22 protein-coding genes are annotated in these 23,448 nt (G+C 68.6%); 12 read left to right on the top strand and 10 right to left on the bottom strand.

All coding sequences use genetic code 11. From position 1 onward, the window contains the following. Positions 1-211 precede the first annotated feature (211 nt). From MVA01S_RS03710 to MVA01S_RS03720, 3 genes are read left to right on the top strand one after another with little or no spacing between them, the layout of a single operon-like run. Complete coding sequence (locus tag MVA01S_RS03710) at positions 212-1,252, top strand: enoyl-CoA hydratase/isomerase family protein (RefSeq protein WP_003930007.1); 1,041 nt, start codon at positions 212-214, stop codon at positions 1,250-1,252. 2 nt (positions 1,253-1,254) lie between these two features. Next, positions 1,255-2,037 (top strand): enoyl-CoA hydratase, encoded by a 783-nt coding sequence (locus MVA01S_RS03715; RefSeq protein WP_003930006.1) that lies wholly within the window; start codon positions 1,255-1,257, stop codon positions 2,035-2,037. A gap of 9 nt (positions 2,038-2,046) precedes the next feature. Further along, positions 2,047-3,759, top strand: coding sequence for an alpha/beta hydrolase (locus tag MVA01S_RS03720; RefSeq protein ID WP_003930005.1), 1,713 nt, complete (start codon positions 2,047-2,049; stop codon positions 3,757-3,759). Here MVA01S_RS03720 and MVA01S_RS03725 read toward each other — a convergent pair. Beyond that, positions 3,756-4,124 carry a rhodanese-like domain-containing protein gene (locus MVA01S_RS03725; RefSeq protein WP_003930004.1) on the bottom strand — a complete coding sequence of 123 codons (369 nt, stop codon included), beginning with the start codon at positions 4,122-4,124 and terminating at the stop codon, positions 3,756-3,758. The two genes, MVA01S_RS03720 and MVA01S_RS03725, sit on opposite strands and share 4 nt — an antisense overlap. After that, complete coding sequence (locus tag MVA01S_RS03730) at positions 4,124-4,645, bottom strand: cysteine dioxygenase (RefSeq protein ID WP_003930003.1); 522 nt, start codon at positions 4,643-4,645, stop codon at positions 4,124-4,126. Before MVA01S_RS03730 ends, MVA01S_RS03725 begins: the two co-directional genes overlap by 1 nt. Before the next feature lie 222 nt (positions 4,646-4,867). Here MVA01S_RS03730 and lpqV point away from each other — a divergent pair, with 222 nt between their 5' ends. Together lpqV and MVA01S_RS03740 are read left to right on the top strand one after the other, a co-directional pair. Next, positions 4,868-5,317: a lipoprotein LpqV gene (gene lpqV, locus MVA01S_RS03735; protein WP_003930002.1), complete on the top strand. Its 450-nt coding sequence runs from the start codon at positions 4,868-4,870 to the stop codon at positions 5,315-5,317. Positions 5,318-5,355: 38 nt separating this feature from the next. Then, complete coding sequence (locus MVA01S_RS03740) at positions 5,356-6,342, top strand: patatin-like phospholipase family protein (RefSeq protein WP_040540958.1); 987 nt, start codon at positions 5,356-5,358, stop codon at positions 6,340-6,342. 14 nt (positions 6,343-6,356) lie between these two features. Here the strand turns inward: MVA01S_RS03740 and MVA01S_RS03745 are convergent, their stop codons facing one another. The 3 genes from MVA01S_RS03745 to MVA01S_RS03755 all read right to left on the bottom strand — a co-directional run bounded on the left by MVA01S_RS03745 (position 6,357) and on the right by MVA01S_RS03755 (position 9,264). Next, positions 6,357-7,226, bottom strand: coding sequence for a patatin-like phospholipase family protein (locus MVA01S_RS03745; RefSeq protein ID WP_003930000.1), 870 nt, complete (start codon positions 7,224-7,226; stop codon positions 6,357-6,359). 64 nt (positions 7,227-7,290) lie between these two features. Continuing rightward, positions 7,291-8,151, bottom strand: a complete 861-nt coding sequence (locus MVA01S_RS03750; RefSeq protein ID WP_003929999.1) for a class II glutamine amidotransferase — start codon at positions 8,149-8,151, stop codon at positions 7,291-7,293. 51 nt (positions 8,152-8,202) lie between these two features. Next, positions 8,203-9,264: an NAD(P)H-dependent amine dehydrogenase family protein gene (locus MVA01S_RS03755; RefSeq protein WP_003929998.1), complete on the bottom strand. Its 1,062-nt coding sequence runs from the start codon at positions 9,262-9,264 to the stop codon at positions 8,203-8,205. 161 nt (positions 9,265-9,425) lie between these two features. On the opposite strand from MVA01S_RS03755, the gene MVA01S_RS03760 reads away from it, so the two are divergent. Beyond that, the gene (locus MVA01S_RS03760; protein WP_003929997.1) at positions 9,426-10,988 is read left to right on the top strand and encodes a serine/threonine-protein kinase; all 1,563 of its coding nucleotides are present in this window, start codon (positions 9,426-9,428) and stop codon (positions 10,986-10,988) included. Between the two features lie 47 nt (positions 10,989-11,035). Then, entirely contained in the window at positions 11,036-12,223 is a 1,188-nt protein-coding gene (locus MVA01S_RS03765) for a lipid-transfer protein (protein WP_003929996.1), read from the top strand. A 66-nt stretch (positions 12,224-12,289) separates the two neighbouring features. Here MVA01S_RS03765 and MVA01S_RS03770 read toward each other — a convergent pair whose 3' ends face one another. Next, positions 12,290-13,675: a C4-dicarboxylate transporter DctA gene (locus MVA01S_RS03770; RefSeq protein ID WP_003929995.1), complete on the bottom strand. Its 1,386-nt coding sequence runs from the start codon at positions 13,673-13,675 to the stop codon at positions 12,290-12,292. Positions 13,676-13,998: 323 nt separating this feature from the next. Between MVA01S_RS03770 and putP the strand changes: the two genes are divergently transcribed. Genes putP through MVA01S_RS03785 form a run of 3 tightly spaced genes read left to right on the top strand, consistent with a single transcriptional unit; the run spans position 13,999 to position 17,862 of the window. Beyond that, positions 13,999-15,543 carry a sodium/proline symporter PutP gene (gene putP, locus MVA01S_RS03775; RefSeq protein ID WP_003929994.1) on the top strand — a complete coding sequence of 515 codons (1,545 nt, stop codon included), beginning with the start codon at positions 13,999-14,001 and terminating at the stop codon, positions 15,541-15,543. A gap of 49 nt (positions 15,544-15,592) precedes the next feature. Next, entirely contained in the window at positions 15,593-17,176 is a 1,584-nt protein-coding gene (locus MVA01S_RS03780) for a sensor histidine kinase (protein ID WP_003929993.1), read from the top strand. Beyond that, positions 17,173-17,862, top strand: a complete 690-nt coding sequence (locus tag MVA01S_RS03785) for a response regulator (protein ID WP_003929992.1) — start codon at positions 17,173-17,175, stop codon at positions 17,860-17,862. The genes MVA01S_RS03780 and MVA01S_RS03785 overlap by 4 nt, the downstream gene beginning before the upstream one ends. 21 nt (positions 17,863-17,883) lie before the next feature. On the opposite strand, the gene MVA01S_RS03790 is transcribed toward MVA01S_RS03785, so the two are convergent. From MVA01S_RS03790 to MVA01S_RS31850, 4 genes are all read right to left on the bottom strand, one after another. Then, complete coding sequence (locus MVA01S_RS03790) at positions 17,884-18,978, bottom strand: MmpL3/TtfA transport complex stabilizer (protein WP_040540956.1); 1,095 nt, start codon at positions 18,976-18,978, stop codon at positions 17,884-17,886. Positions 18,979-19,414: 436 nt separating this feature from the next. Then, positions 19,415-19,822: an STAS domain-containing protein gene (locus MVA01S_RS03795; protein ID WP_003929990.1), complete on the bottom strand. Its 408-nt coding sequence runs from the start codon at positions 19,820-19,822 to the stop codon at positions 19,415-19,417. 26 nt (positions 19,823-19,848) lie between these two features. Next, the gene (gene mbp1, locus MVA01S_RS03800) at positions 19,849-20,088 is read right to left on the bottom strand and encodes a microaggregate-binding protein 1 (RefSeq protein ID WP_003929989.1); all 240 of its coding nucleotides are present in this window, start codon (positions 20,086-20,088) and stop codon (positions 19,849-19,851) included. A gap of 96 nt (positions 20,089-20,184) precedes the next feature. Continuing rightward, positions 20,185-20,523 (bottom strand): STAS domain-containing protein, encoded by a 339-nt coding sequence (locus MVA01S_RS31850; RefSeq protein WP_003929988.1) that lies wholly within the window; start codon positions 20,521-20,523, stop codon positions 20,185-20,187. Positions 20,524-21,063: 540 nt separating this feature from the next. Between MVA01S_RS31850 and MVA01S_RS03810 the strand changes: the two genes are divergently transcribed. Both MVA01S_RS03810 and MVA01S_RS03815 read left to right on the top strand, forming a co-directional pair. Then, a complete protein-coding gene (locus MVA01S_RS03810; protein ID WP_081529025.1) occupies positions 21,064-22,554 on the top strand; it encodes an amino acid ABC transporter substrate-binding protein/permease in 1,491 nt (496 codons plus the stop codon). Next, a complete protein-coding gene (locus MVA01S_RS03815; RefSeq protein ID WP_003929986.1) occupies positions 22,551-23,324 on the top strand; it encodes an amino acid ABC transporter ATP-binding protein in 774 nt (257 codons plus the stop codon). Before MVA01S_RS03810 ends, MVA01S_RS03815 begins: the two co-directional genes overlap by 4 nt. Positions 23,325-23,448 lie beyond the last annotated feature (124 nt).

Genomic DNA, 23,448 nt, shown 5'->3' on the forward strand with positions numbered 1-23,448 from the left:
AACACCGGGTTGCTGCTTTCGCGCACCGTCGGGTCCTTCCTGTCTCTATGTGTCGTCATGCCTCGACCTGTGAGGATCACACGGTCAACGTTCGGGGTTCCCGGACAGTTCCCGGCTGCGATCGTCAAGATCGACCGGTCACCTCCCAGGGCCTTCACAGGAACCTTACCCGGGCTGAGGCCGACCCGGGAGACGATCTAGATTGCTATCCGTGGACGAAAACAAGGATGTCCTAGTAACTGCTGCCGGCGGCCTCGGTCGGATCACGCTCAACCGGCCCAAAGCGATCAATTCACTGACCCATCCGATGGTGGAGACGATCGCGCGGACGCTGACGGCCTGGGAGACCGACGACGCGGTCGACGCCGTCGTGGTCTCCGGCGCAGGCGACCGCGGGCTGTGCGCGGGTGGCGACGTGGTGGCCATCTACCACGACGCCAAGACCGGGGGCAGCGGATCCCGCCGGTTCTGGCACGACGAGTACCTGCTCAACGCCTACATCGGCCGCTACCCGAAGCCCTACGTCGCGGTGATGAACGGCATCACGATGGGCGGCGGGGTCGGGATCAGCGCGCACGGCAGCGTCCGCGTGGTCACCGAGACCACGAAGATGGCGATGCCCGAGGTCGGCATCGGGTTCATCCCCGACGTCGGCGGCACCTACATCCTGTCGCGCACACCGGGCCTGCTCGGGGTGCACGCCGCGCTGACCGGGGCGCCGTTCTCCGGCGCCGACGCCATCGCGATGGGGTTCGCCGACCACTTCGTGCCGCAGGACCGACTGGAGTCGTTCGTCGACGCGATCGAGGCCGACGGCGTCGACGCCGCGGTGGCCGCGTTCGCCCAGGAGCCGCCCGCGAGCGCGTTGCTGGCCCAGCGAGAGTGGATCGACCACTGCTACGCCCAGGAGACCGTGGCCGATATCGTCGCCGCGCTGCGCGACCACGGCGGCGCCGCGGCCGAGGCGGCGGACCTGATCGCGTCCCGCTCCCCCGTCGCGGTCTCCGTCACGCTCGAAGCCGTGCGCCGCGCCGCGAAGCTGGACACACTCGAAGACGTGCTGCGCCAGGAGTTCCGGATCTCGTGCGCGTCGCTGCGCTCGCACGACCTCGTCGAGGGCATCCGCGCACAGCTGATCGACAAGGACCGCAACCCCAAGTGGTCGCCGGCGTCGTTGTCGCAGGTGACCTCGGCTGACGTCGAGGCATACTTCGCATCCGCCGACCCCGACCTGACATTCGACGAGGAGTAACCATGGGCTCACCGAACTTCGACACGATCATCGTCGAGCGCGACGACCGGGTCGCCACCATCACGCTGAACCGGCCGAAGGCGCTCAACGCGCTCAACAGCCAGGTGATGCACGAAGTCACCACCGCCGCAGCCGAACTCGACGCTGACCCGGGTGTCGGGGCGATCATCGTCACCGGCAACGAGAAGGCCTTCGCCGCCGGCGCCGACATCAAGGAGATGGCCGGGCTGTCGTTCGCCGACGTCTTCTCCTCGGACTTCTTCGCCGCGTGGGGCAAGTTCGCCGCGACGCGCACACCGACGATCGCCGCCGTCGCGGGCTACGCGCTGGGCGGGGGCTGCGAGCTGGCGATGATGTGCGACATCCTGATCGCCGCCGACACGGCGAAGTTCGGCCAGCCCGAGATCAAGCTCGGCGTGCTGCCCGGCATGGGCGGATCGCAGCGGTTGACCCGCGCGATCGGCAAGGCCAAGGCGATGGACCTGATCCTGACCGGGCGCAACATGGGTGCCGAGGAGGCCGAGCGCGCCGGGCTGGTGTCCCGCGTGGTGCCGGCCGACACGTTGCTGGAAGAGGCGAGGTCCGTCGCGGGCACGATCGCGGGCATGTCGCTGTCGGCCTCCCGGATGGCAAAGGAGGCCGTCGATCGCGCGTTCGAGACCACGCTGACCGAGGGCCTGCTCTACGAGCGCAGGCTGTTCCACTCGGCGTTCGCCACCGACGACCAGACCGAGGGTATGAACGCGTTCACCGAGAAGCGGTCGCCGAACTTCACGCATCGCTAGAGTTCATGCGTGACCGATACCGGTGAAGCCCCCGCCGCGGTGACCGGCGAGGCGCCGGCGCGCGAGGAATCGACCGCGCCTCGACCCGCTTGGTGGGTGCGCCACTACACGTTCACCGGCACCGCGGTCGGTTTCATCTTCGTGTGGTTCTCGCTCACGCCGTCGCTGCTCCCGCGCGGCCCGCTGTTCCAGGGCCTGGTCAGCGGCGGCGCGGGCGCGATCGGCTACGGCCTCGGGGTCTTCGCGGTGTGGCTGGTGCGGTTCATGGGGTCCAAGGACAGCAGTCCGCCGGCGCCCCGGCGGGCCTGGGCGGTGCTCGGCGTCATCGCGGTGATCGGGATGGTCGTGATGGTCGTCCAGTTCCACGACTGGCAGGACGACGTCCGCGATCTGATGGGCGTTCCGCGGCTCACCTTCTGGGATTACCCTCTGGCTGCGGCCCTTTCAGTGGTGACCCTGTTCGTGCTCGTCGAGATCGGCCAGAAGGTCGGCGTTTTCGCGCGCTTCCTGGACCGTCAGATCAGGCGGGTGGCCCCACCCCGGGTGGCCGCGGTCGTGGTGGTCGCACTGTTGTTGGCGTTGACGGTGGCGCTGCTCAACGGCGTGGTGGTGCGGGTCGCGATGAGCACGATCAACAAGACGTTCGCCGCGGTCAACGACGAGACCGATCCCGACTTCGCCGCGCCCACATCGGATTTGCGCTCCGGCGGACCGCAGTCGCTGGTGAGCTGGGAGTCGCTCGGCCACCAGGGCAGGATCTTCATCTCCGGCGGCCCGTCGGTCCAGGACCTCACCGAGTTCAACGGGTCTGCCGCGACCGAACCGATCCGCGCCTACGCCGGACTGAACTCGGCCGAGGGCATCAAGGAGACCGCTGCGCTGGCCGCCCGCGAGCTGCAGCGCACCGGCGGCCTGGACCGTGCCGTCGTCGCGGTGGCCACCACCACCGGCACCGGCTGGATCAACGAGGCCGAAGCCTCTGCGCTGGAGTACATGTACAACGGCGACACCGCGATCGTGTCCATGCAGTATTCGTTCCTGCCCAGTTGGCTGTCGTTCCTGGTGGACAAGGAGAACGCCCGCCAGGCCGGTCAGGCGCTGTTCGAGGCGGTCGACGAGCTGATCCGCGAGATGCCCGAGGCGCTGCGCCCGAGGCTGGTGGTGTTCGGTGAGAGCCTCGGTTCGTTCGGCGGGGAGGCCCCGTTCCTGGCGTTGAACAATCTGATCGCGCGCACCGACGGCGCCCTGTTCAGCGGGCCCACGTTCAACAACACGATCTGGACGGACCTGACCGGCAACCGTGATCCGGGCTCGCCGATGTGGCTGCCGGTGTACGACAAGGGCGCCAACGTCCGCTTCGTCGCCCAGGCCCGGGACCTGCAGCGGCCCCACGATCCGTGGGAGCAGCCCAGGGTGGTCTATCTGCAGCACGCCTCGGATCCGATCGCGTGGTGGAACACCGATCTGCTGTTCACCCGACCGGACTGGCTTCACGAGCCGCGCGGATATGACGTGTCACCGAACATGGAGTGGATCCCGGTGGTGACGTTCCTCCAGGTCAGCGCCGACATGGCGGTCGCGGTCAACGTCCCCGACGGCCACGGGCACGTCTACGTCCGCGACGTCGCCGACGCGTGGGCGTCGATCCTGTTGCCGCCGGGCTGGACGCAAGCCAAGACCGAGAAGCTGCGGGGCATGCTCCGCAGCGACGAGAACACCTAGACCAGAACACCTTTGAGCGCGTGGTAGCCGCCGATGACGTCGGTGGCACGGTGCAGGCCGAGTTCCTTGAGCGAGGCCGCGGCCAGGCTGGAGGTGTAGCCCTCAGAACACAGCACCACCCACTCGACGTCGTCGTCGACCGCCTGCGGGATCCGGGCGTCGCTGGTGGGGTCGCACCGCCACTCCAGCACGTTGCGCTCGATCACCAGGGCTTGGGGCACCTCGCCCTCGGCGGCGCGCTGCGCGGCCGGTCGGATGTCGACCAGCACCGCGCCCCGGGCCAGTGCCGCGGGCACTTCCTCGGCCGGTAGCCGGGTCAGCGTGGCCCGCGCGTCGGCGAGTACGGCGTCGATCCTGCTGCCCATCAGTCGCTCTCCGGCTTGTCGGTCAGTTCGGTCCGGTTGCGCCGCAACGTGTTCTGCGCGGTGACTTCGTAGTAGGACATCGCGGTCAGCGGCGGCGAGTACGCGTGCACACTCAGCGTAGGTCCCGCGGCCGGGGTGCCGCCGCCGGTCACGGTGTCGCGCGCCCACACCACGTCGTGCACCCAGCCGAGTGGGAACGCCGCCTGGTCGCCGGCCACCAGTCGGCGGTCACGCAAAGCCTCGCCGTCCCAGCGGGTTTCGGTCAGCGCGCCGGAGATCACGGTCAGCGCCCCCAGTGAGCCGCCGTGGTCGTGCAGTTCGGTCGAGCGGTGCGGCACCCAGCTGATCAGCCAGACGTCGAGTTCGTCGGTGCCGTGCAGGCGGGTGAACCACCGCTCGGCGGTGGGCAGCCCGGCGGCGGGCAGCAGGTGGTCGTAGTCGCCGCCGAGGACGTCGTCGGCGAAGCGGTCGGTGACGTGCAGCAGGTCGGCAGGACGCAGGCGGGTGGGAGCCAGGATCATCGGAGCACTCCAGAGAAAGACAGACGGACGGATCAGGGGGCAGGCGGCTAGGCCTGACAACACTCCTGGGTCCGGGTCACGTCGGTCACGGCGGCAAGTCTGGCACAGGCGGTCCGCCCGTCGCCAGCGCGGCGGCTTAACGTCACGGTGAATCTATCTATCCGCTGGTCGCGTCGAGCCGATCCCCGATGCCATCGACGGGGTCGTGCATAGATTGGCCAGATGGCCAGGAACTCCCTCCGCACCGCGGGCATTGCAGGCACCGTCGCGTCGGCTCTCGTGGTCGCCTCCGGATGCGCGTCGGGCACCGAGTCCCCGCCGGAACCGTCCGCCACGTCGTCGGAGACCGCGACGACCACGTCCGGGGCATCGCCCGCGCCCCCGGCGCCCGCAGGTGTCGGCGTCTCCCCCGGCGGCGTGACCACCGCGGTCAGTGCGCCCGCCGAATCCACCGAGGACGACTACTTCCAGGCCTGCCGGGCTGCGCGGACGTGGATGGAACAGCAGGGCGGCGACCCACGATCACAGATCGAGCCGTACCTGGGCACCGTGCAGCACGCGGAGTCGGTGGGGCCGGGCACGTTCGACAGACGATGGTCGGAACTGACGCCCGGCCAGCAGTCCGCGGTGATCGTCGCGGTCGAGGCGGCCGCCGACGCGCTCTGCGGCTGACCGCGCGACCGCGGGCGTCGCGGGCGCAGAATGTCTGCATGCGAGTGGCGTTGGTCCTGGGCAGCGGCGGCGCGCGCGGTTACGCCCACATCGGTGTCATTCACGAGTTGCGCGCACGCGGGCACGAGGTGGTCGGGATCGCCGGCTCCTCGATGGGCGCGCTGGTCGGCGGACTGGAGGCGGCCGGCAAGCTCGACGAGTTCGCGGAGTGGGCGAGCGCGCTGACCCAGCGGGCCGTGCTGCGGCTGCTCGATCCGTCCCTCGCCTCGCCGGGTGTGCTGCGCGCGGAGAAGATCCTCGACGCCGTCCGGGAGATCCTCGGCGACGTCCTCATCGAGGATCTTCCGGTCCCGTTCACCTCGGTGGCCACCGATCTGATCACCGGGAAGTCGGTGTGGATTCAGCGCGGTGCGGTCGACGGCGCGATCCGCGCCTCGATCGCGATCCCGGGGTTGATCACCCCGCATGTGCTGGACGGCCGCCTGCTCGCCGACGGCGGCATTCTCGATCCGCTGCCGATGGCGCCGGTGGCTGCGATCCACGCCGACGTGACCATCGCGGTCAGCGTGTCCGGCGACGACCCGGAGGCCAGTCGCCGCCACCGTGAGTCACGGCCGGCGACCACCGAATGGCTGAACCGGATGTGGCGCAGCTCGTCGTCGTTGCTGGACACCAGGGCGGCCCGGACGCTGCTGGACACCCCGCCCGGACGTGCGGTGCTGGGGCGGTTCGTCACCGGGGACGACGAGCCCCTGGAGGAGGCCGCGCACGAGACGGTGGACGGGCAGCTGCCCACCATTCCGAAGCTCGGCAGCTTCGAGGTGATGGACCGGTCGATCGACATCGCCCAGGCCGCGCTGGCCCGGCACACACTGGCGGCGTATCCGCCCGATCTGTTGATCGAGCTTCCGCGCACCGTCTGCCGCACCCTGGACTTCCACCGCGCCGCCGAGGTGATCGAGATCGGCCAGGAGTTCGCCGATGCCGCGCTACAGACCTTTGAGGCGTCCACCTCCGAGGTGTAGACGACCGGCCCGGCCTACCGCCGGCTCAGGAACTCCGCGACCCGGTGGGCCTCCCGCCGCCCCTGCTCCCGGCCCGCCCGGGCCGCCGGCTCGCGGCAGGCGGGGTCGAGCGGGTTGGTGCCGAACGCCGCCAGGGAGTCCGCGTCGGCGAACACCGCCAGCGATGCCCCGGGGAAACCGTCGATCTCCGTGGCGGTGCCCGCTCCCCACGGTGAGGGACTGTCGGCGCCGGAGGGCACCAGAGCGACCGCGGCGCCGCAGTCGCGGGCGGCGACCATGTTGACCGTGCTGGCCACCCCGCCGTCCATGAACCGCCGGTCGCCGATCGTGACCGGGGGCCAGACGCCGGGCACCGCGCAGCTCGCGGCGACGGCGTCGACCAGATCGACGCCGGAGTCCGCGTCGAACACCACCAGCTCTCCGGTGGCGATGTCGATCGCGGTCACCCGCAGCGTGCGGGCCGGCCATGAGTGCTGCGGCAGACGGTGCTCGATCACCGTGCGGCGCACGGGTTCGGCCACCGTGTCGGTCTCGGCGGCGACCGCGCCGATCTTCTGCAGCTTCTGTTCCTTGGTCGCGTCCGGGATGAGCATCGCGCTCAGGAACAGCTCGGTGATGGTGTCGATGGAGACGCCCGGATGGATCTCGTGGGCTCCGTACTCCGGCGACAGTTGACGGTCGAACAGCTCTGCCAGCGCGATCCCGCTGCCGATCTGTGCCGCCACGGTCGAGCCGGCCGAGGTCCCGAGCAGCACGTCGGCGTCGAGCAGCTGCTGCCCCGTTTCGGGGAGCTCGTCGCTGATTCCGAGCAGCACGCCGGTCTCCCAGGCGATGCCGGCCAGTCCCCCGCCGGCGAGTACCAGTGCTCGGTTGGTGTCGGGCATCCCACGCTCCTTCCCGGCGGGGCCGGAAAGGGAGCCGCCGTCGCGGTCATCGTAGTGATCGCGATCAGCGCAGCGCCTGACCGGCTGCTGCCGCGGGGGCCAGGCCGCTGAGCGAGAGCCGGTGCCGGGGCGGCGGTATGGCGCCGGGGGTCGAGGTGATGTCGAGGTCGGGCCCGACGTGGACCAGCTCGCCGTCGCCCAGCAGCCGCCAGGCCGGGTCGTCGTCCATCCGTTCGGTCGCGAACACGACCGACGGCGCGGTGTCGAGGTGGGCTGCCCGCGCATGGATCCTGTTGGTGCGCAGCTCAAATCGCGCATGCGCGGCCGGTCGGCGCCGATCCAGCACGAACAGGTCGTGGGTGTCGGGGTAACGCAGCGCCCACATGTCGGTGGCCGTGCACACCAGCAGGTTCACCGCGCAGATCGGGACGTTGGCGGCCAGCCAGTCCATCGCGTCGACGATTCCGGCGCCGACATCGCCGTTCCGGGACCGGGTGGCCGCCGTGATGAGCGCGAACACCCGTTCCGAATCGGTCTGGCCGGTCACCAGATCGGTGACGCCGAGTTCGGCCAGCCGCGCATCGAGGGTGTCCAGGCCCTCCACCACGCCGTTGTGCGCGCACAGCCGGCCGTCCTGCAGGAACGGGTGGGTGTTGGTCATGTCCGGCGCGCCGGTGGTCGCGTAACGCACGTGCGCGATGAACGTCGTACCGGTGAGATGCCGCGCGGCACGGGCGAATTCGGTGTCCTCCCACGCGGCGAGCGGCTGCTTCTCGACGACCGGCGCGCCAGAGGCGTCGAAGGCGCCCAGGCCGGTGCCGTCCGGATTCTGGTGGCTCTGCCGGGCCAGGCTGTCGGGCGCGTCCAGCAGCCAGAACGTCGCGGTCACCGCAGTTCCCGCGTGTAGGCCGAACAGCCGGCACATCGGGTCAGTGGTCCGCGGTAGAGGCGGGCATACCCGAATGCTAGTCCCGGGTCAGCGGTCGGTGCCGGTCTTTGGCGCTGCCGCTTTGCCGCTGATCAGCGGCAGATCGAGGTACGTGGCGATGCCGGGGGGCGCCGCGCAGACCGCGGGCACCGAATTGACGCAGTGCGCCGCGGTGCCCACCACGCCGTACTCGGGACCCTCGCCGCCGACCTCGGACTGAAAGCCCTTGACCGACACCGTGAAATCCGGGTTGCCGCGGACCTCCATCTCGTAGCGCTGCCCCTCGGGCCCGAAAGTCCAGGCCGGGTCCAGGTTCTCCTCCCCCATCAGCCAGTTCACCGTCACCCGCACCGCGGGTTCGCCGTCGACCAGCGCCTCCCAGTGGAATCGGCGGCCCGCCACCTGACCCGGCTCGATCGTGCCCATCGGGGAAGCGATCGGTGCGGTGGCCACCGCGATCTCCTGCGTCGCCCGGATCTTCGGGTCGGCCGCGAAGCCCAGCTGGTCGACACACATGCGGACCGCCTGGATGAACCCGGTGTCGAGCAGCTTCTGCATCGGCCCGGTCAGCGCCTTGTCGGGGGTGTCCCCGAAACCCATCACGTGCCGGAGCACGTCGGGCGCCTCGTAGGTGCGCAGGTCCGAGAACTCCTCGGCGCGCAGGAATGTCACACCGGTGGACATGGCCGACAGCATCAGCGGGAACTTCTCGCTGATCCCGCCGGGCGCGATCCCGGTGCCGTGCAGGGTCGCGTTGCCCGCGATCGCGGCCTCCCGCATCGTCGCGCCGCTGCGCGCGCTGGGATAGAGCCAGCCCACCGGGGTGACGACGTTCTTGCCCGACCGCAGCAGCGCCGCGACCTCGTCGGGGTTGGCCATCAGCGGCGCGTAGATCACCGCGTCGGCCTCCGAGGCCAGGATCTCGTCGATGCTGTCGGTCGCGGTGACACCGAGCGGGCCGACCCCGACGATCTCCCCGACGTCACGCCCGGCCTTCTCCGGCGAGTGCACCCAGCAACCCACCAGTTCCAGGTCGGGATGCTCCAGCACCGCCTTGACCGCAGCGACGCCGACACCGCCGGTGGCCCATTGCACGACCCGCAAAGTCATGTCGTCTCCTCACGGCGGCGCCGCCAACTAGAACACGTTCTATCGACATCTACACCAGTCGCGCCCGGATCGGCCGGAAATCGGGAACCGCGCGTCTGGCCCGGCGTGGCGGCTTCGGTCCGTTTACTGTGACTTCGCCGGACGAAACCCGAGGAGCGCCGATGACCGAGCCCGTGCCCCGTTCCCGGGTCGGCTCCCAGATAGGGCCCTACCGGCTGCGGCGGCTGCTCGGCAAGGGCGGCATGGGCGAGGTCTACGAGGCCGAGGACACCGTCAGGCATCGGGTGGTCGCGCTGAAGTTGTTGCCCGAGGCGGTTTCTCATGACCCGGTGTTCCGGGCCCGGCTGCAGCGGGAGGCACAGGCCGCGGGCCGCCTGCAGGAACCGCATGTGGTGCCGATCCACGACTACGGCGAGATCGACGGGCTGTTGTTCGTCGACATGCGGCTGATCGACGGCACCGACCTGCGCACGATCCTGCGCGAGCGGGGGCCGATGGATCCCGCGCGCGCCACCGCGGTCGTGCGTCAGGTCGCCTCGGCGCTGGACGCCGCGCACCGCGCCGGCATCCTGCACCGCGACGTGAAGCCGGAGAACATCCTGCTCAACCAGGACGACTTCGCCTATCTGGTGGACTTCGGCATCGCGAACGCGGCCACCGACGAGGCGCTCACCCAGCTGGGCACGGCCGTCGGGACCTACGCCTACATGGCTCCGGAACGGTTCGGCGGCGGCGAGGTCGACCACCGGGCCGACGTGTATGCGCTGACGTGTGTGCTCTACGAATGCCTGACCGGGGTGGCGCCGTTCCGCGGCGACAGCGTCAGCGTGGTGATCGCGGCCCATCTCAACGATCCGGCACCGCGTCCCAGCGTGCAGCGCCCCGGCCTTCCCGCCGGCCTCGACGAGGTCGTCGCCCGTGGCCTGGCCAAGCGCCCGCAGGACCGGTACGGGTCGGCCGGCGAGATGGCCAGGGCCGCCGCCGACGCGGTGGCCGCCGCCTGGCCGTCGCAGGCGGCGACAGTGGCCGCACCACTGCCGCCACTGTCACCACTGCCACCGACGCCGCCGGGCCGGGAGGCGAAGGGACCGATGGTCGCGTTCCTGGCTGCCGGGGCGGTCATCGTGCTGACGCTGGCCGGTCTGGGCCTCTGGCTGCTGGTGCGCCCCGGGGACGCAACGGACGCGACGGACGCGACGGACTCCGTGGCGGAACGCCCCGGCGCCGATGCCGCGCCGACTTCGGGGTCGCGGGAATCGCACCGGCGCACCCGGACCGAGTCCGCCCCGGCCCTGCCGTCGGATTCGGCCGAAGAGCAGTTGATGAGCCTGCTGTCCGAGGGACACGACAGCTCGAACTGCCAGCCGGTGCAGCCGCCCGCGGCGGGCGCGGTCGCGACCGTGGACTGCACGCAGGCGCTCACCCCCACCGGGCCGGCCTTCGCCCGGTACTCGATCTTCGACAACCGGGAGACCCTCGACGCCGCGTTCGCCGGAGCGGTGCAGGTGAACTCGTCGTTGATGCAGTGCCCGGGCAGCGGCATCGACTCGCCCACGACGTGGCATTACGTCGACACCCCGGATCAGCCCGTCGGCCAGATCGCCTGCGGCACCTACAACGACAACGCCGACGTGGTGTGGACCAACGACGAGAACCTCCTGCTGGTCGACGCGCAAGGATCCGATCTGGAGGATCTGCACAACTGGTGGTTGCAGTACGGATAGCCCCCGCTACCGTGCTGGAGAGAACACCACACAGCGAAGGGAACACTATGAGGCGGGTTTTCGTCATCGGTGTCGGCATGACCAGGTTCGAGAAGCCCGGCCGTAGGGAGGGCTGGGACTATCCCGACATGGCGCGCGAGTCGGGCACCAACGCGCTCGCCGACGCCGGTGTGGATTACACCGAGATCCAGCAGGGCTTCGTCGGGTACTGCTCGGGCGATTCGACGTCGGGGCAACGCGCGCTCTACGAACTGGGCATGACGGGCATCCCGATCGTCAACGTGAACAACAACTGTTCGACCGGGTCGACCGCGCTGTACCTGGCCGCCCAGTCGATCCGCGGCGGGCTGGCCGACTGCGTGCTGGCCCTGGGTTTCGAGAAGATGCAGCCCGGCTCGCTGGCCAGCAGTGTCGACGACCGCGAGTCACCGATGAAGCGACACATCTTGGCGCTCAACGAGATCGATGCGATGCAGTTCCCGGTGGCGCCGTGGATGTTCGGCGCGGCCGGGCGTGAGCACATGAAGAAGTACGGCACCACGGCCGAGCATTTCGCGAAGATCGGTCACAAGAACCACAAGCATTCGGTGAACAACCCGTACGCGCAGTTCCAGGACGAGTACTCGCTCGACGACATCCTGGCCGCGAAGATGATCTCCGATCCGCTGACCAAGCTGCAGTGCTCGCCGACCTCCGACGGGTCGGCGGCGGTCGTGCTGGCGAGCGAGGACTATGTCGCCGAGCATGACCTCGCCGGGCAGGCCGTCGAGATCGTCGGCCAGGCCATGACCACCGACTTCGCTTCGACGTTCGACGGCAGCGCGGCCAACGTCATCGGCTATGACATGAACGTCAAAGCAGCGCAACAGGTTTACCAGCAGTCGGGGCTCGGCCCCGAGGACTTCCAGGTGATCGAGCTGCACGACTGCTTCTCGGCCAACGAGCTGCTCCTGTACGAGGCCCTCGGGCTGTGCGGCCCCGGCGAGGCGCCCAGGCTCATCGACGACGAGGACACCACCTACGGCGGCCGGTGGGTGGTCAACCCGTCAGGCGGGCTGATCTCGAAGGGACATCCGTTGGGCGCCACGGGCCTGGCGCAGTGCAGCGAGCTGACCTGGCAGCTGCGCGGCAGCGCGGACAAACGTCAGGTGGACGGCGTCACCGCCGCACTGCAGCACAACATCGGGCTGGGCGGCGCCGCGGTCGTCACCGCCTACCAGCGCGCCGAGCGCTGACCGGTCCCGCACACGGAAAGGCCCGGTCGGCAAAGGGTGCCGACCGGGCCCGTTCCCACCTGTGCCCTACACCGTCGCGGGGAGCTTCTCCTGCGCCGGCTCGTGGGCACGTGAGCCGTGGTCCGAGTCGAGCATCGTCAGCTCGTCGAAGGGATCCTTGCCGGCCAGCACGGAACTGACCTTGTCGTTGTCGATGGTCTTGGTCCAGGTGCCGACCAGCAGGGTGGCCACCGCGTTGCCGGAGAAGTTGGTCAGCGCGCGGGCCTCGGACATGAACCTGTCGATGCCGACGATCAGCCCGACACCGTCGAGCAGGTCGGGCCGGTGGGCCTGCAGGCCGCCGGCGAGGGTGGCCAGGCCCGCGCCGGTCACCCCGGCAGCACCCTTGGACGCGACGATCATGAAGACCAGCAGGCCGATCTGCTCGCTGACGGTCAACGGGTCGCCGAGGGCGCCGGCGATGAACAGCGAGGCCATCGTCAGGTAGATCGCGGTGCCGTCCAGGTTGAACGAGTAGCCGGTGGGCACCACGACGCCGACGGTCGAGCGGTCCACGCCGAGGTGCTCCATCTTGGCGATCAGCCGCGGCAGCGCAGACTCCGACGACGACGTCGAGACGATCAGCAGGTATTCGCGAGCCAGGTAGCGGACCAGTTTGAAGATCGACACGCCCGACACGAAGCGCAGGAGCGTGCCCAGCACCCCGAACACGAAGATCGTGCAGGTCAGGTAGAAGCCGAGCATCAGGGCCATCAGCTGTCCGACGGCCGCCCAGCCGGTCTGTCCGACGACGTTGGCGATCGCGCCGAACGCACCGATCGGCGCCAGCCACAGGATCATCACGAGCACTTTGAACACCAGCTTCTGCAGGTGCTCGATGCCGCGCAGGATGGGCTCCCCCGCCGAGCCGAGACCTTGTAGCGCGAACCCGACGAGCAGCGCGATGAACAGCGCCTGCAGCACGCTGCCCTCGGTCAGCGCCGAGAACATCGACGTCGGGATGATGCCCTGGACGAACTCCAGCATGCCGCCGGATTCGTGCGCTTTCTCGGCCAGTTCGGCGCCCTTGCCCACCGTGCTCTCGGACAGGTTCAGGCCGCTGCCCGGGTGCAGCAGGTTGCCGACGACCAGACCGATCGCCAGCGCGAACGTCGACATGGCCAGGAAGTAGACGAAGGCCAGGCCGCCGACCTTGCCGACGGTGGCGGCCTTGCGGACCGACCCGATGCCCAGCACGATCGTGCAGAAGATGACCGGGGCGATCATCATCTTGATCAGCGCGACGAACATGGTGCCCAGTACGCCGACGCTCTTGCCGACCTCGGGCGCCAGGATGCCGACGCCGACGCCGGCGATGACCGCGATGATCACGGCGATGTAGAGCCAGTGGGTGCGGTCGCGCTTCTGCCTGGGCGTCCCGGGCGGTGTCGGGTTGTCGATTGTAGTCGTCATCGTGCTGCCCTCCGGGCTCAACGGGGTCGAACGTCTGCCAAGGATGTTCGGCCAGCGAGTGAGCCAGGTCACCTATTAGTTCATTACGTTCACCCCTGACCGCACCGCTCGGAACGAAATGCCTGGAGAATGACCTCTGTTCGCCCACCGCCCGGCGGTCGACGCCAACGCGGACAAAAATCCGTCCCTTGTGCGCCAGGACAAAGCAAGGCCGTGTTTCCCATTGGATCGGCCAAGAAGTCAGGGTCGCTTTCCTGCTTTAGTGATCTTGAACACGGGCACCCCGTCGTGAGTCCACCTTCGACCGGAACGAGGACACCGAGATGACCGACCAGACGTCGCAGATGCTGGCCATCGGGCTGTATTTCGCCCTGATGCTCGCGATCGGCTTCTACGCCTACCGCCAGACCAGCGACCTGGACGACTACATGCTCGGCGGCCGCAGACTCCGACCGGGCGTCGCGGCGCTGTCGGCTGGGGCGTCGGACATGTCCGGCTGGCTGCTCCTCGGGGTACCCGGCGCCATCTACGCCACCGGCCTGGTCGAGGCGTGGATCGTGATCGGCCTGGTGATCGGCGCCTGGCTCAACTGGCGGTTCGTCGCTCCGCGACTGCGGACCTACACCGAGATCGCCAACAACTCGATCACCGTGCCCAGTTTCTTCGAGAACAGGCTGCGAGATCACTCGCACATCCTGCGGATCTCGGCCGGCGTGATCATTCTGGTCTTCTTCACGTTCTACGTGTCTTCCGGGATGGTCGCCGGTGGCGTGTTCTTCGAAACCTCGTTCGGCTCGTCGTATGTGACCGGCATGCTGCTGGTCGCCGGAATCACCCTCTGCTACACCCTGTTCGGCGGATTTCTCGGCGCATCCCTGACCGACGTCGCGCAGGCGCTGTTGATGTTCGCCGCACTTGTCGCGATCCCCGTCGTCGCGATCATCGCCACCGGCGGGCCCGGCGACGTGGTCAGCCTGGTTCACGCCGCCGATGCGGCGCACAACGCAGCCCAGCCCGGCGACGAAATCCACCGCACCTCACTGTTTTTCGGCGGAAGTTTCCTTGCCATCGTGTCCGCGGCCGCGTGGGGACTCGGCTACTTCGGTCAACCCCACATCATCGTCCGGTTCATGGCGATGCGTTCCGCGGCGGACGCGAAGGCGGGCCGCCGCATCGGCATCAGCTGGATGGTGCTCACCGCCGGCGGCGCGATCACCACCGGGCTCGCGGGGCTGGCGTACTTCTCCAGCCGGGGCGAGACGCTCGACAATCCCGAGACGGTGTTCCTGCGTCTGGCGCAGGTCCTGTTCCATCCCTTCATCGCCGGAATCGTGCTCGCCGCGGTGCTGGCGGCCATCATGTCGACGATCTCGTCGCAGCTCATCGTGTGCTCGTCGGCTCTGGTCGAGGACATCTACCGCGCGTTCGGCAAGGAGGCCAGCCCGACGAAGCTGGTCACCTACGGCCGACTCGGGGTGTTGACGGTCGCGGTGGTGGCCATCCTGCTCGCCCTGGACCCGGACGGGTCGATTCTCGACCTCGTCGGCTTCGCGTGGGCCGGTTTCGGCGGTGCGTTCGGTCCGCTGATCCTCCTGTCGCTGTTCTGGCGCAGGCTCACTTCCGCCGGCGCGATCGCCGGCATGATCACCGGCGCCGTGGTGGTCGGCGTCTGGGGCCAGAACGACGCGCTGGCCGGCGTCATGTACGAGATCGTCCCCGCCTTCCTCGCCTGCGCGGTTGTGGCCATCGTCGTCTCGCTGGCCACCGCCCGCGACGACGCGGAGATTCAGCGCGAGTTCGACGACATGGTCGAGGCAGTCCACGACGTTCCCGCTCCGAGCGAGAACCCGGTACGGCAGGCGCCCTGACCGAGGTCTGCGAAGAGGCTCAGCGACGACTTTCACGGGGAGGAGGCCGATGGGACGGATCCGTCCGGCGACTCGGAAACCTGCCCGAGTACCGTGGCCCCGCTCGCTGGCCGGGCAGGCGATCGCCCTGCAGATCGCGGTGATCGCGGTGATCGTCCTGGCGGGCAGCGCGCTGGCGGTGCTGGACGCCCGCCACGACGGTGATGCCGCGGCCGAACAACAGGTGCTGGGCATCGCCACGGCGCTGGCCGATTCGCCGTCGACGGCCCAGGCGATCGAGTCCGGACAGGCCACCGCGATACTGCAGCCTGTCACCGAGTTGGTGCGCAGGCAGACCGACATCGCGTTCATCACGATCATGGCGCCCGACCGCACCCGGTACACCCACACCGACCCCTCGCAGATCGGCGGCGCCTATCTCGGCACCATCGAGCCCGCACTGCAGGGGCGAACGTTCGCCGAGGTCTACACCGGCACGCTGGGGCCGTCGATCCGCGCAGTGGCGCCCGTCCACGACGCCGACGGACGGGTGATCGGGCTCGTCGCCGCCGGCATCCTGCAGCAGAGCCTGGCCGACCGCTGGCGGTCGCAGCTACCCACCATCGCGGCGGTCACCGTTGGCGCGCTTGCAATTTCGCTTGCCGGAGTGTGGGGAGTCCGCCGTCGGCTGCTGCGCCAGACCCGCGGGTTGAGGCCCGACGAGCTCCGCGTGATGTACGACCACCACGACGCGATCCTGCACTCGGTGTCGGAGGGACTGATCGTGCTCGACAAGTCCGGCGTCGCGGTGGTCAACGACGAGGCCCGCCGGCTGCTGTCCCTGCCTGCCGGCCACGTCACGCAGGACGACCTACCCGAGTTCCTGCGCACCTACAACCCCGGCGCCCGCGACGAGATCCACGTGACCGACGACCGCGTACTGGTGGTCAACCGCTCCCGGGTGCAGTCCGCCACGGACGCCTCCGAGGTGGTGACGATCCGCGACCGCACCGAATTGCAGGGCGCGCTGGGCGAACTCAACTCGCTCAAGGTGTTGACCGACTCACTGCGCGCGCAGGCGCACGAAGCGGCCAACACGCTGCACACCATCGTCACGATGGTCGAGATGGGCCGTCCCGAGGAGGCCGTCCGGTTCGCCACCGCAGGGCTCGAGCTGTCCCAGCAACTCGTCGACCGCTTGTCCAGTGCGGTCGGCGAGCCCGCACTGGTGGGTCTCCTGCTGGGCAAGACCGCCCAGGCCGACGAGCGCGGGATCGAGCTGACGGTCACCGAGGATTCCGAGTTGCCCGCCGACGGGCTGCTGTTGACGGGGCCCGAGATGGTCACGGTCGCCGGGAACCTGATCGACAACGCGATGGACGCCTGCGATCCTGACGATCCGTGGGTCGAGGTCACCGTGCACCAGGATTCGCAGCGCCTGCTGATCCGGGTCGCCGACAGCGGAGAAGGCATGGACGCGGGTACCTTCGAGAAGGCCATGCGACGCGGTTACTCGACGAAATCCGGCGACGACGCCGGCCGGCACGGGCTGGGGCTGGCACTGGTGGCCCAGGTGGTCAAACGACACGGCGGGCAGCTCACCGCGGACATGACCTACGGCTCTGTCGTGACGGTGACGGTGACCCGCCCGTGATCACCGTGCTGATCGTCGAGGACGAACCTCTGATCGCCGACGCGCATCAGACCTATCTGCAACGGCTGCAAGGCTTTTCGGTGGCGGCAGTGGCACATACGGCGCGGGACGCGATGCGGGTGGCCGCCGCGGCCGCGGCCACGGACACCCCGATCGATCTTGTGCTGCTCGACATCGGACTGCCCGATGCCAACGGGATCGCGCTCGCGTCGGCGCTGTCGGGGCTTCGGCCGGCACCGGACATCATCACGATCACCTCCGAGCGGGACCTGGAGATGGTGCGCGCCGCGGTCGGGCACGGCGCGCTGGCGTATCTGCTCAAGCCGTTCACGTTCGCCGCGTTCCGGGACCGCCTGGAGCGTTACCGGCGTTACCGCGAGGCGCTGCCGGCGGGCACGGATGCGGCCAGCCAGGCCGAGGTCGACCGCGCACTGGCCGAGTTACGCGTGGGGCCCGACCGAACGGCGGCGCCCAAGGGCGCCTCTCCGGGCACCAACGACGAGATCGCCCGTGTGGTGCGTGATTCGGTCGGCGGCGTGACCGCAGACGAGGTCGCCAAGCAGGTCGGGGTGTCCCGGGTGACGGCGTGGCGCTATCTCGAACGTCTGGCCGACGAGGGCACCGTGCGCCGGCAGGCCGAATACGGGAAGGCGGGACGGCCGAAGACGCGGTACCAGTGGCGGTGAGCCTCCGGCCGGCCCGGGGAGCTACGCCGGGGCGGGCTGCAGTGCGCGCGACGTGTGGAGCGCGTTCGGGTCGGTCGCCAGGAACTGGGTGTACAGCGACTCGATGGTCGACTCAACGTCGAACACGCTGACTTCGCCGGAATAGTCGGCGATGTACAGCCGCGCGCTGTCGGCGCCCTGCGCGACGCAGGACGGCCGCGCGCCGACGGTCAGCGCGTCGACGATCTCAAGGCTGAGCGTGCACAGCACCGCGACGCGGTCGTAGTCCACGATGTAGGCGCGGGTCTGGTCGGCGCTCATCGACAACCGGGTCGGTGCGCCGCCGATAGCCACCCGGTCGGTCACCCGCATGGTGTCCAGGTCCAGCACGTGGACGGCGCCGCCGACCACTCGGTCGGAGGTCAGAAGGTAAACCGCGCCGCCTGCGTAGGCGATGTCTCGGATCGGCGAACCGATCGGCACGACACGGTGCACCTGCGAGGTCTCGGTGTCGACGACGATCAGTCGGCTGCCGACGGCGTCGGTGACCGCGGCGTAGACCCGCTTGCCGCCGGGGTCGACACACAGCGCGTCCACGTTGGCGGCCGGGCCGGAGCCGATACCGATGGTGCCGACCCGCTCGGCGGTGACGTCGATGACCGCGATGTCGATGCTGTCCTGTGCGCCGCGGGCGGCGTACACGCGCTTGCCGTCGGCGGCGACGGTCAGCGCGGTCACCGCGAAGGCCAACGGGTAGGTGGCCACGACGGCGCGGGTCTGCAGGTCGATCACCTTCACGGCGTCGAAGCTCTCAGCTGCAACGCTGACGAAGGCCCGGTCGTCGGACACCGCGACCGCGGTGGGTTCGCCGTCCACCGCGACGGTGGCTACCACGGCCAGCGTGGTGTTGTCGATCAGTGAGACGCTGCCGTCGGCCGCGTTGGCCACCGCGACCGTGCCGTGGCCGGCCGCGATGTCGCCGATCGGGCCGCGCGCCACGGTGAGGTGCCGGTCCGCCGCTCCGCGCTGGGGTGCAGCGCCGCTGTCCGAAGTCTGCGCTCGCGACCTGTCGGAAACATGCGCCGCAATTTTACCTCTGGGCATCAGGCGCCCCATCAGTCCCGAAAAGTTTGCCATGTGTTGTGGTACCTCCGCCGGCAGCGCTGCCGCCTGGCTCTAGATTCCGTCTCAGGGCGCCCGAACTGGCGCCGCCTGAATCGAGTGTAGCGACGGAAATTCAAGGTCACGTCCCTGGAAGATGACGTCTGACGTAACCGATCGGCAACCTCTCAGGCCACGCTTAAGAAAGTTCTCGTTATGGATTTGTGATGTTTCCTGGGCAAACGTTGGACGCAGCCTGAACTGGCGCTGAACGGGTTCAGCAAGCGTTCACCGAAAACGGGAAGAAAACATCTTCGTAAAGAATTCTTAGCTTCTGCGCGGAAAGTGAGCGTCAGATCACACCGCGACACGTCAGCAAACCCACATTGGGGACGGCGGCTGCGGAAGAACCGGTGTGCGACCACCCACCTCCCGTGGCCCTGATTCTGCGTCGGGGTTCGCTGAAAACGCGTCAGGCAGGCTTGGCGTCGCGCACCGACGCGACGGTGGCGGCCGGGATCAGCCCCTCCGGGTCACACAGTTCCAGAACCCGGGAAACGGCCGACCCGGCCACCACACACCAGCTCACATCTTCGCGGGCCAGATGGGCGCTGATCGCGTACAGCGCCGAAGCGCCGTCGAAGGCCATGAAGTTGACTTCGGTGAGGTCGAGCACCAGCGCGGCATGCCCGCCTGCGGCTTCCCGCACCGTGTGCGCGAAGTGTTTGGCGTTGGCCGCGTCCACTTCGCCACTGACCGTCACGGTGGTCTGAGTGCGGGCTCCCGCACCCTCCGTCCGGCACGCGAACGTCAGCGACGTCGACGCGATGGCGAAGCGTCGACTGTCCGCCGAACGGCTGCGGATGGACGTGACGGTCATTGCAGGCCAACTTACCTGCCAGACGGTTAGCCCTGCTCGGCTTTCTGCCGCTCTTCGTTGGCCTTGGCGGCGGCGCGGGCGCTTTCGGCCTCGGCCTCCTTCTTGGCGGCTTCGCGCTGCGCGTCGGCCTTGTCCTGCTGGGCCTGCCCCTCGCGTTGCAGGTCATCCCGGCCGGTGACGACGCCGACGACCTCTTTGGCCTTGCCTTTCACGCCTTCGACGACGCCCTTGACGGCTTCTTCCGGACCGGAATTGTTGTCACTCACGGAACACTCCTTGTCTGCGGGGGACATTGCGCGAAGCCTCTGTTCCCCGAGGGCCAAAAAGCGAAACCTGCCGCTCACCGCACGCGGGCCGGATGGTCAGGCCTTCAGGTTCTGGAGCGCGACGTCGAGCGTGGAGAACAGGTCGATGTAGTCGGCCACCCCGGTGATCTTGAGGGGGCGGCTGGTGGCCGGACCGTCTGCGACGACCGCGAACCTGATCGCCCCGTCGAGCTCTTTACGGGTGATCATCAGCACCTGCATACCGGCCGAGCCGAGGAAATCCACTTCGGTCAGGTCGATGATCAAGGCGCCGGGTTTGCGTTCGAGCGCCGCGGAGACGACGTCCTGCAACTGAGGCGCGGTGAGCATGTCGACCGCGCCGGTGGCGGCGACAACGATCACACCATCGATCTGGTGTTCGCTGAATTGCTGCACCTCAAGCCTCGTCTCGTGGGGTGCGGCCGCGGATCGGACGCACGAATAGTCAAGAGGCTGCAGTCTGAACCCGGGCGGTGTCGCACGCGACACCGTACACAGGCTATCTGAGATCCGGGCCCGCGCGAACGCCGCACGCACGCGGGCGGCGCCGCCGGCCCGCACCCGTGCCGGACCGGGCCTACGGCTTGGCACACCTCCGTCACGACGACCGCACGGATCAGCACGCGGAGGCGCCGACGACCCGGGATGTGCGGACACGCTGCGAAATGTGCGGTCGATGGTGATCCGTCCCCTCTGCCGTAGGCAGTGGCGTCCGGAACGATTGGGGCTCAGGATCATTCACCGCTTGCCCGATCAGCACGGTCACCGTGGCGCCGCCGGAGCTGTCCCGTGACGGCACGAGATGCACTCCGCGGGGAACATATGGCAGAGGCCCGGCGGCGCGCCTTCGGGAAGCGCCTCTTCCCCGGATCGCCCGACACACCCGGCCCACGGCCGTTAGCGTGACCCTGGATAGGACCTACACGGGGAGCCACTATGCGCGCTACACCGTCACGTCACGTCGAAGGCCGCCGAGCCGCACCGGGCCGGTGTCGGCTCGGCACTGTCGTCCTCACCCTGTTGGCCGGCCTTCTCGGTGCGGGCCTGCTGGCCGCCGCGCCCGCCGCGGCGCAGGAACCCAACTACGTCATCGCCACCGACACCACCTTTGCGCCGTTCGAATTCCAGGACGCCGGTGGACAACTCGTGGGCATTGACATGGATCTGATCCGCGAGATCGCCGAGGACCAGGGCTTCGCCGTCGACATCAAGCCCCTCGGCTTCGACGCGGCGCTGCAGGCGGTGCAGGCCAACCAGGCCGCCGGAGTGATCGCGGGCATGTCGATCACCGACGAGCGCAAGGCCGTGTTCGACTTCTCCGACCCGTACTTCGAGTCCGGTGTGCAGATGGCCGTCCTCGACAGCAACGAGGACATCAAGTCCTACGAGGACCTGCGGGGCAAACGGGTCGCGGTCAAGAACGGCACCGAGGGCGCCGAGTTCGCGGCCTCGATCCAGGACCAGTACGGCTTCGAGATCGTCTCGTTCGCCGACTCGGCGTCGATGTTCGAAGAGGTCAAGACCGGCAACTCGGTCGCGGTGTTCGAGGACTACCCGGTGCTGCTGTACGGCATTCAGCAGGGCAACGGGTTCAAGACCGTCACGCCGAAGGAGCAGGGTTCCAGCTACGGGTTCGCCGTCAACAAGGGCCAGAACCCCGAGCTGCTCCAGAAGTTCAACGAGGGACTGGCCAACCTCAAGGAGTCCGGGCGCTACGACGAGATCATCGAGACCTACCTCGGCGAGGAGGCCGTCGTCGCCGACAACTCGTTCTTCGGCCTGCTCAAGAGCACGTTCCCGATCCTGATGACCGGGCTGAAGATGACCCTCATCCTGACCGTGGTCTCCATCGCGATCGCGCTGGTGCTCGGGGTGCTGTTCGGGCTGTTCCGGGTCTCCCGCTCGATCTGGTTGCGCGCCATCGGCACCACCTACGTCGACATCTTCCGCGGCACACCGCTTCTGGTGCAGGCGTTCTTCATCTACTTCGGCATCCCGTCGGCGCTGCAGATCCAGATGACCGCGCTCACCGCCGGGATCATCACGCTCTCACTCAATGCCGGCGCGTACATGACCGAGATCGTGCGCGGCGGCATCCAGTCGGTGGACAAGGGGCAGATGGAGGCTGCCCGCAGCCTCGGCATCGGCTACCTGCCCACGATGCGGAGAGTCATTCTGCCGCAAGCGGTCCGGACGATGATCCCGTCCTATGTGAACCAGTTCGTGATCACGCTGAAGGACACGTCGATCCTGTCGGTGATCGGCATCGCCGAGCTGACCCAGACCGGCAGGCTGATCATCGCGCGCAACTATCAGTCGTTCACCATGTGGCTGATCATCGGGCTCATCTACTTCGTCGTCATCATGGCGCTGACCAAACTCTCGGACAGACTCGAGACTCGGTTGGATAGGGGCACTGCGAAATGAACCAGCTGGTACCGGAAGCCGCCGCCGAGGAACCGCCGGGCACGGTGAAGATCCGCATCGAGGACTTGAAGAAGTCCTTCGGTGATCTCGTCGTCCTCGACGGCATCAGCACCACCATCCGGCAGGGCGAGGTGGTGTGTGTGATCGGCCCGTCCGGGTCGGGGAAGTCGACGTTCCTGCGCTGCCTGAACAAGCTGGAGGACATCTCCGGCGGCCGGGTGGTCATCGACGAGTTCGACCTGACCGATCCGAAGGTCAACCTGGACAAGGTGCGCCAGCGCATCGGCATGGTGTTCCAGCACTTCAACCTCTTCCCGCACATGACGGTGCTGGAGAACATCACCCTGGCGCCGCTGTTGACCAGAAAGATGAACAAGGCCGCGGCCGAGAAGAAGGCGATGGAACTCCTCGGCCAGGTCGGGCTGGCCGAGAAGGCGCACGTGAAACCGGCGACGCTGTCCGGCGGGCAGAAGCAGCGGGTCGCGATCGCGCGGGCGCTGGCGATGAACCCGTCGATCATGCTGTTCGACGAGGCCACCAGCGCGCTGGACCCGGAGATGGTCGGCGACGTGCTCGCGGTGCTGCGCGACCTCGCCGAGGGCGGCATGACGATGGTGGTGGTGACCCACGAGATGGGCTTCGCGCGCGAGGTCGCCTCGCGGGTGATGTTCATGGCCGACGGCGACATCGTCGAGGACGCACCGCCCGGCGAGTTGTTCGACAACCCGAAACACCCGCGGCTGCGCGACTTCCTGTCCAAAGTCCTCTGAACGAGATCTCCGGACAGGCCCGGAAACCTCCATGGAATCTCCACTCCGGCTCCAAGTGCCGTTCCGGCCGCGTCGCGACGATGGTGAGGTCGATATCCGGTCACGCCGCTGAGGCTCTGACTCA

Source organism: Mycolicibacterium vaccae NBRC 14118 = CIP 105934, from assembly GCF_001552715.1.
Taxonomy (GTDB): Bacteria; Actinomycetota; Actinomycetes; order Mycobacteriales; family Mycobacteriaceae; genus Mycobacterium; species Mycobacterium vaccae.

What these genes read in the sequence shown, in the direction of transcription:
- MVA01S_RS03715 (WP_003930006.1), top strand. Translation starts at nt 1,255, where the DNA reads ATGGGCTCACCGAACTTCGACACGATCATCGTCGAGCGCGACGACCGG.
- MVA01S_RS03725 (WP_003930004.1), bottom strand. Translation starts at nt 4,124, where the DNA reads ATGGGCAGCAGGATCGACGCCGTACTCGCCGACGCGCGGGCCACGCTG.
- MVA01S_RS03730 (WP_003930003.1), bottom strand. Translation starts at nt 4,645, where the DNA reads ATGATCCTGGCTCCCACCCGCCTGCGTCCTGCCGACCTGCTGCACGTC.
- lpqV (WP_003930002.1), top strand. Translation starts at nt 4,868, where the DNA reads ATGGCCAGGAACTCCCTCCGCACCGCGGGCATTGCAGGCACCGTCGCG.
- MVA01S_RS03740 (WP_040540958.1), top strand. Translation starts at nt 5,356, where the DNA reads ATGCGAGTGGCGTTGGTCCTGGGCAGCGGCGGCGCGCGCGGTTACGCC.
- MVA01S_RS03745 (WP_003930000.1), bottom strand. Translation starts at nt 7,226, where the DNA reads ATGCCCGACACCAACCGAGCACTGGTACTCGCCGGCGGGGGACTGGCC.
- MVA01S_RS03750 (WP_003929999.1), bottom strand. Translation starts at nt 8,151, where the DNA reads ATGTGCCGGCTGTTCGGCCTACACGCGGGAACTGCGGTGACCGCGACG.
- MVA01S_RS03755 (WP_003929998.1), bottom strand. Translation starts at nt 9,264, where the DNA reads ATGACTTTGCGGGTCGTGCAATGGGCCACCGGCGGTGTCGGCGTCGCT.
- MVA01S_RS03760 (WP_003929997.1), top strand. Translation starts at nt 9,426, where the DNA reads ATGACCGAGCCCGTGCCCCGTTCCCGGGTCGGCTCCCAGATAGGGCCC.
- MVA01S_RS03765 (WP_003929996.1), top strand. Translation starts at nt 11,036, where the DNA reads ATGAGGCGGGTTTTCGTCATCGGTGTCGGCATGACCAGGTTCGAGAAG.
- MVA01S_RS03770 (WP_003929995.1), bottom strand. Translation starts at nt 13,675, where the DNA reads ATGACGACTACAATCGACAACCCGACACCGCCCGGGACGCCCAGGCAG.
- putP (WP_003929994.1), top strand. Translation starts at nt 13,999, where the DNA reads ATGACCGACCAGACGTCGCAGATGCTGGCCATCGGGCTGTATTTCGCC.
- MVA01S_RS03780 (WP_003929993.1), top strand. Translation starts at nt 15,593, where the DNA reads ATGGGACGGATCCGTCCGGCGACTCGGAAACCTGCCCGAGTACCGTGG.
- MVA01S_RS03790 (WP_040540956.1), bottom strand. Translation starts at nt 18,978, where the DNA reads ATGGCAAACTTTTCGGGACTGATGGGGCGCCTGATGCCCAGAGGTAAA.
- MVA01S_RS03795 (WP_003929990.1), bottom strand. Translation starts at nt 19,822, where the DNA reads ATGACCGTCACGTCCATCCGCAGCCGTTCGGCGGACAGTCGACGCTTC.
- MVA01S_RS03810 (WP_081529025.1), top strand. Translation starts at nt 21,064, where the DNA reads ATGCGCGCTACACCGTCACGTCACGTCGAAGGCCGCCGAGCCGCACCG.
- MVA01S_RS03815 (WP_003929986.1), top strand. Translation starts at nt 22,551, where the DNA reads ATGAACCAGCTGGTACCGGAAGCCGCCGCCGAGGAACCGCCGGGCACG.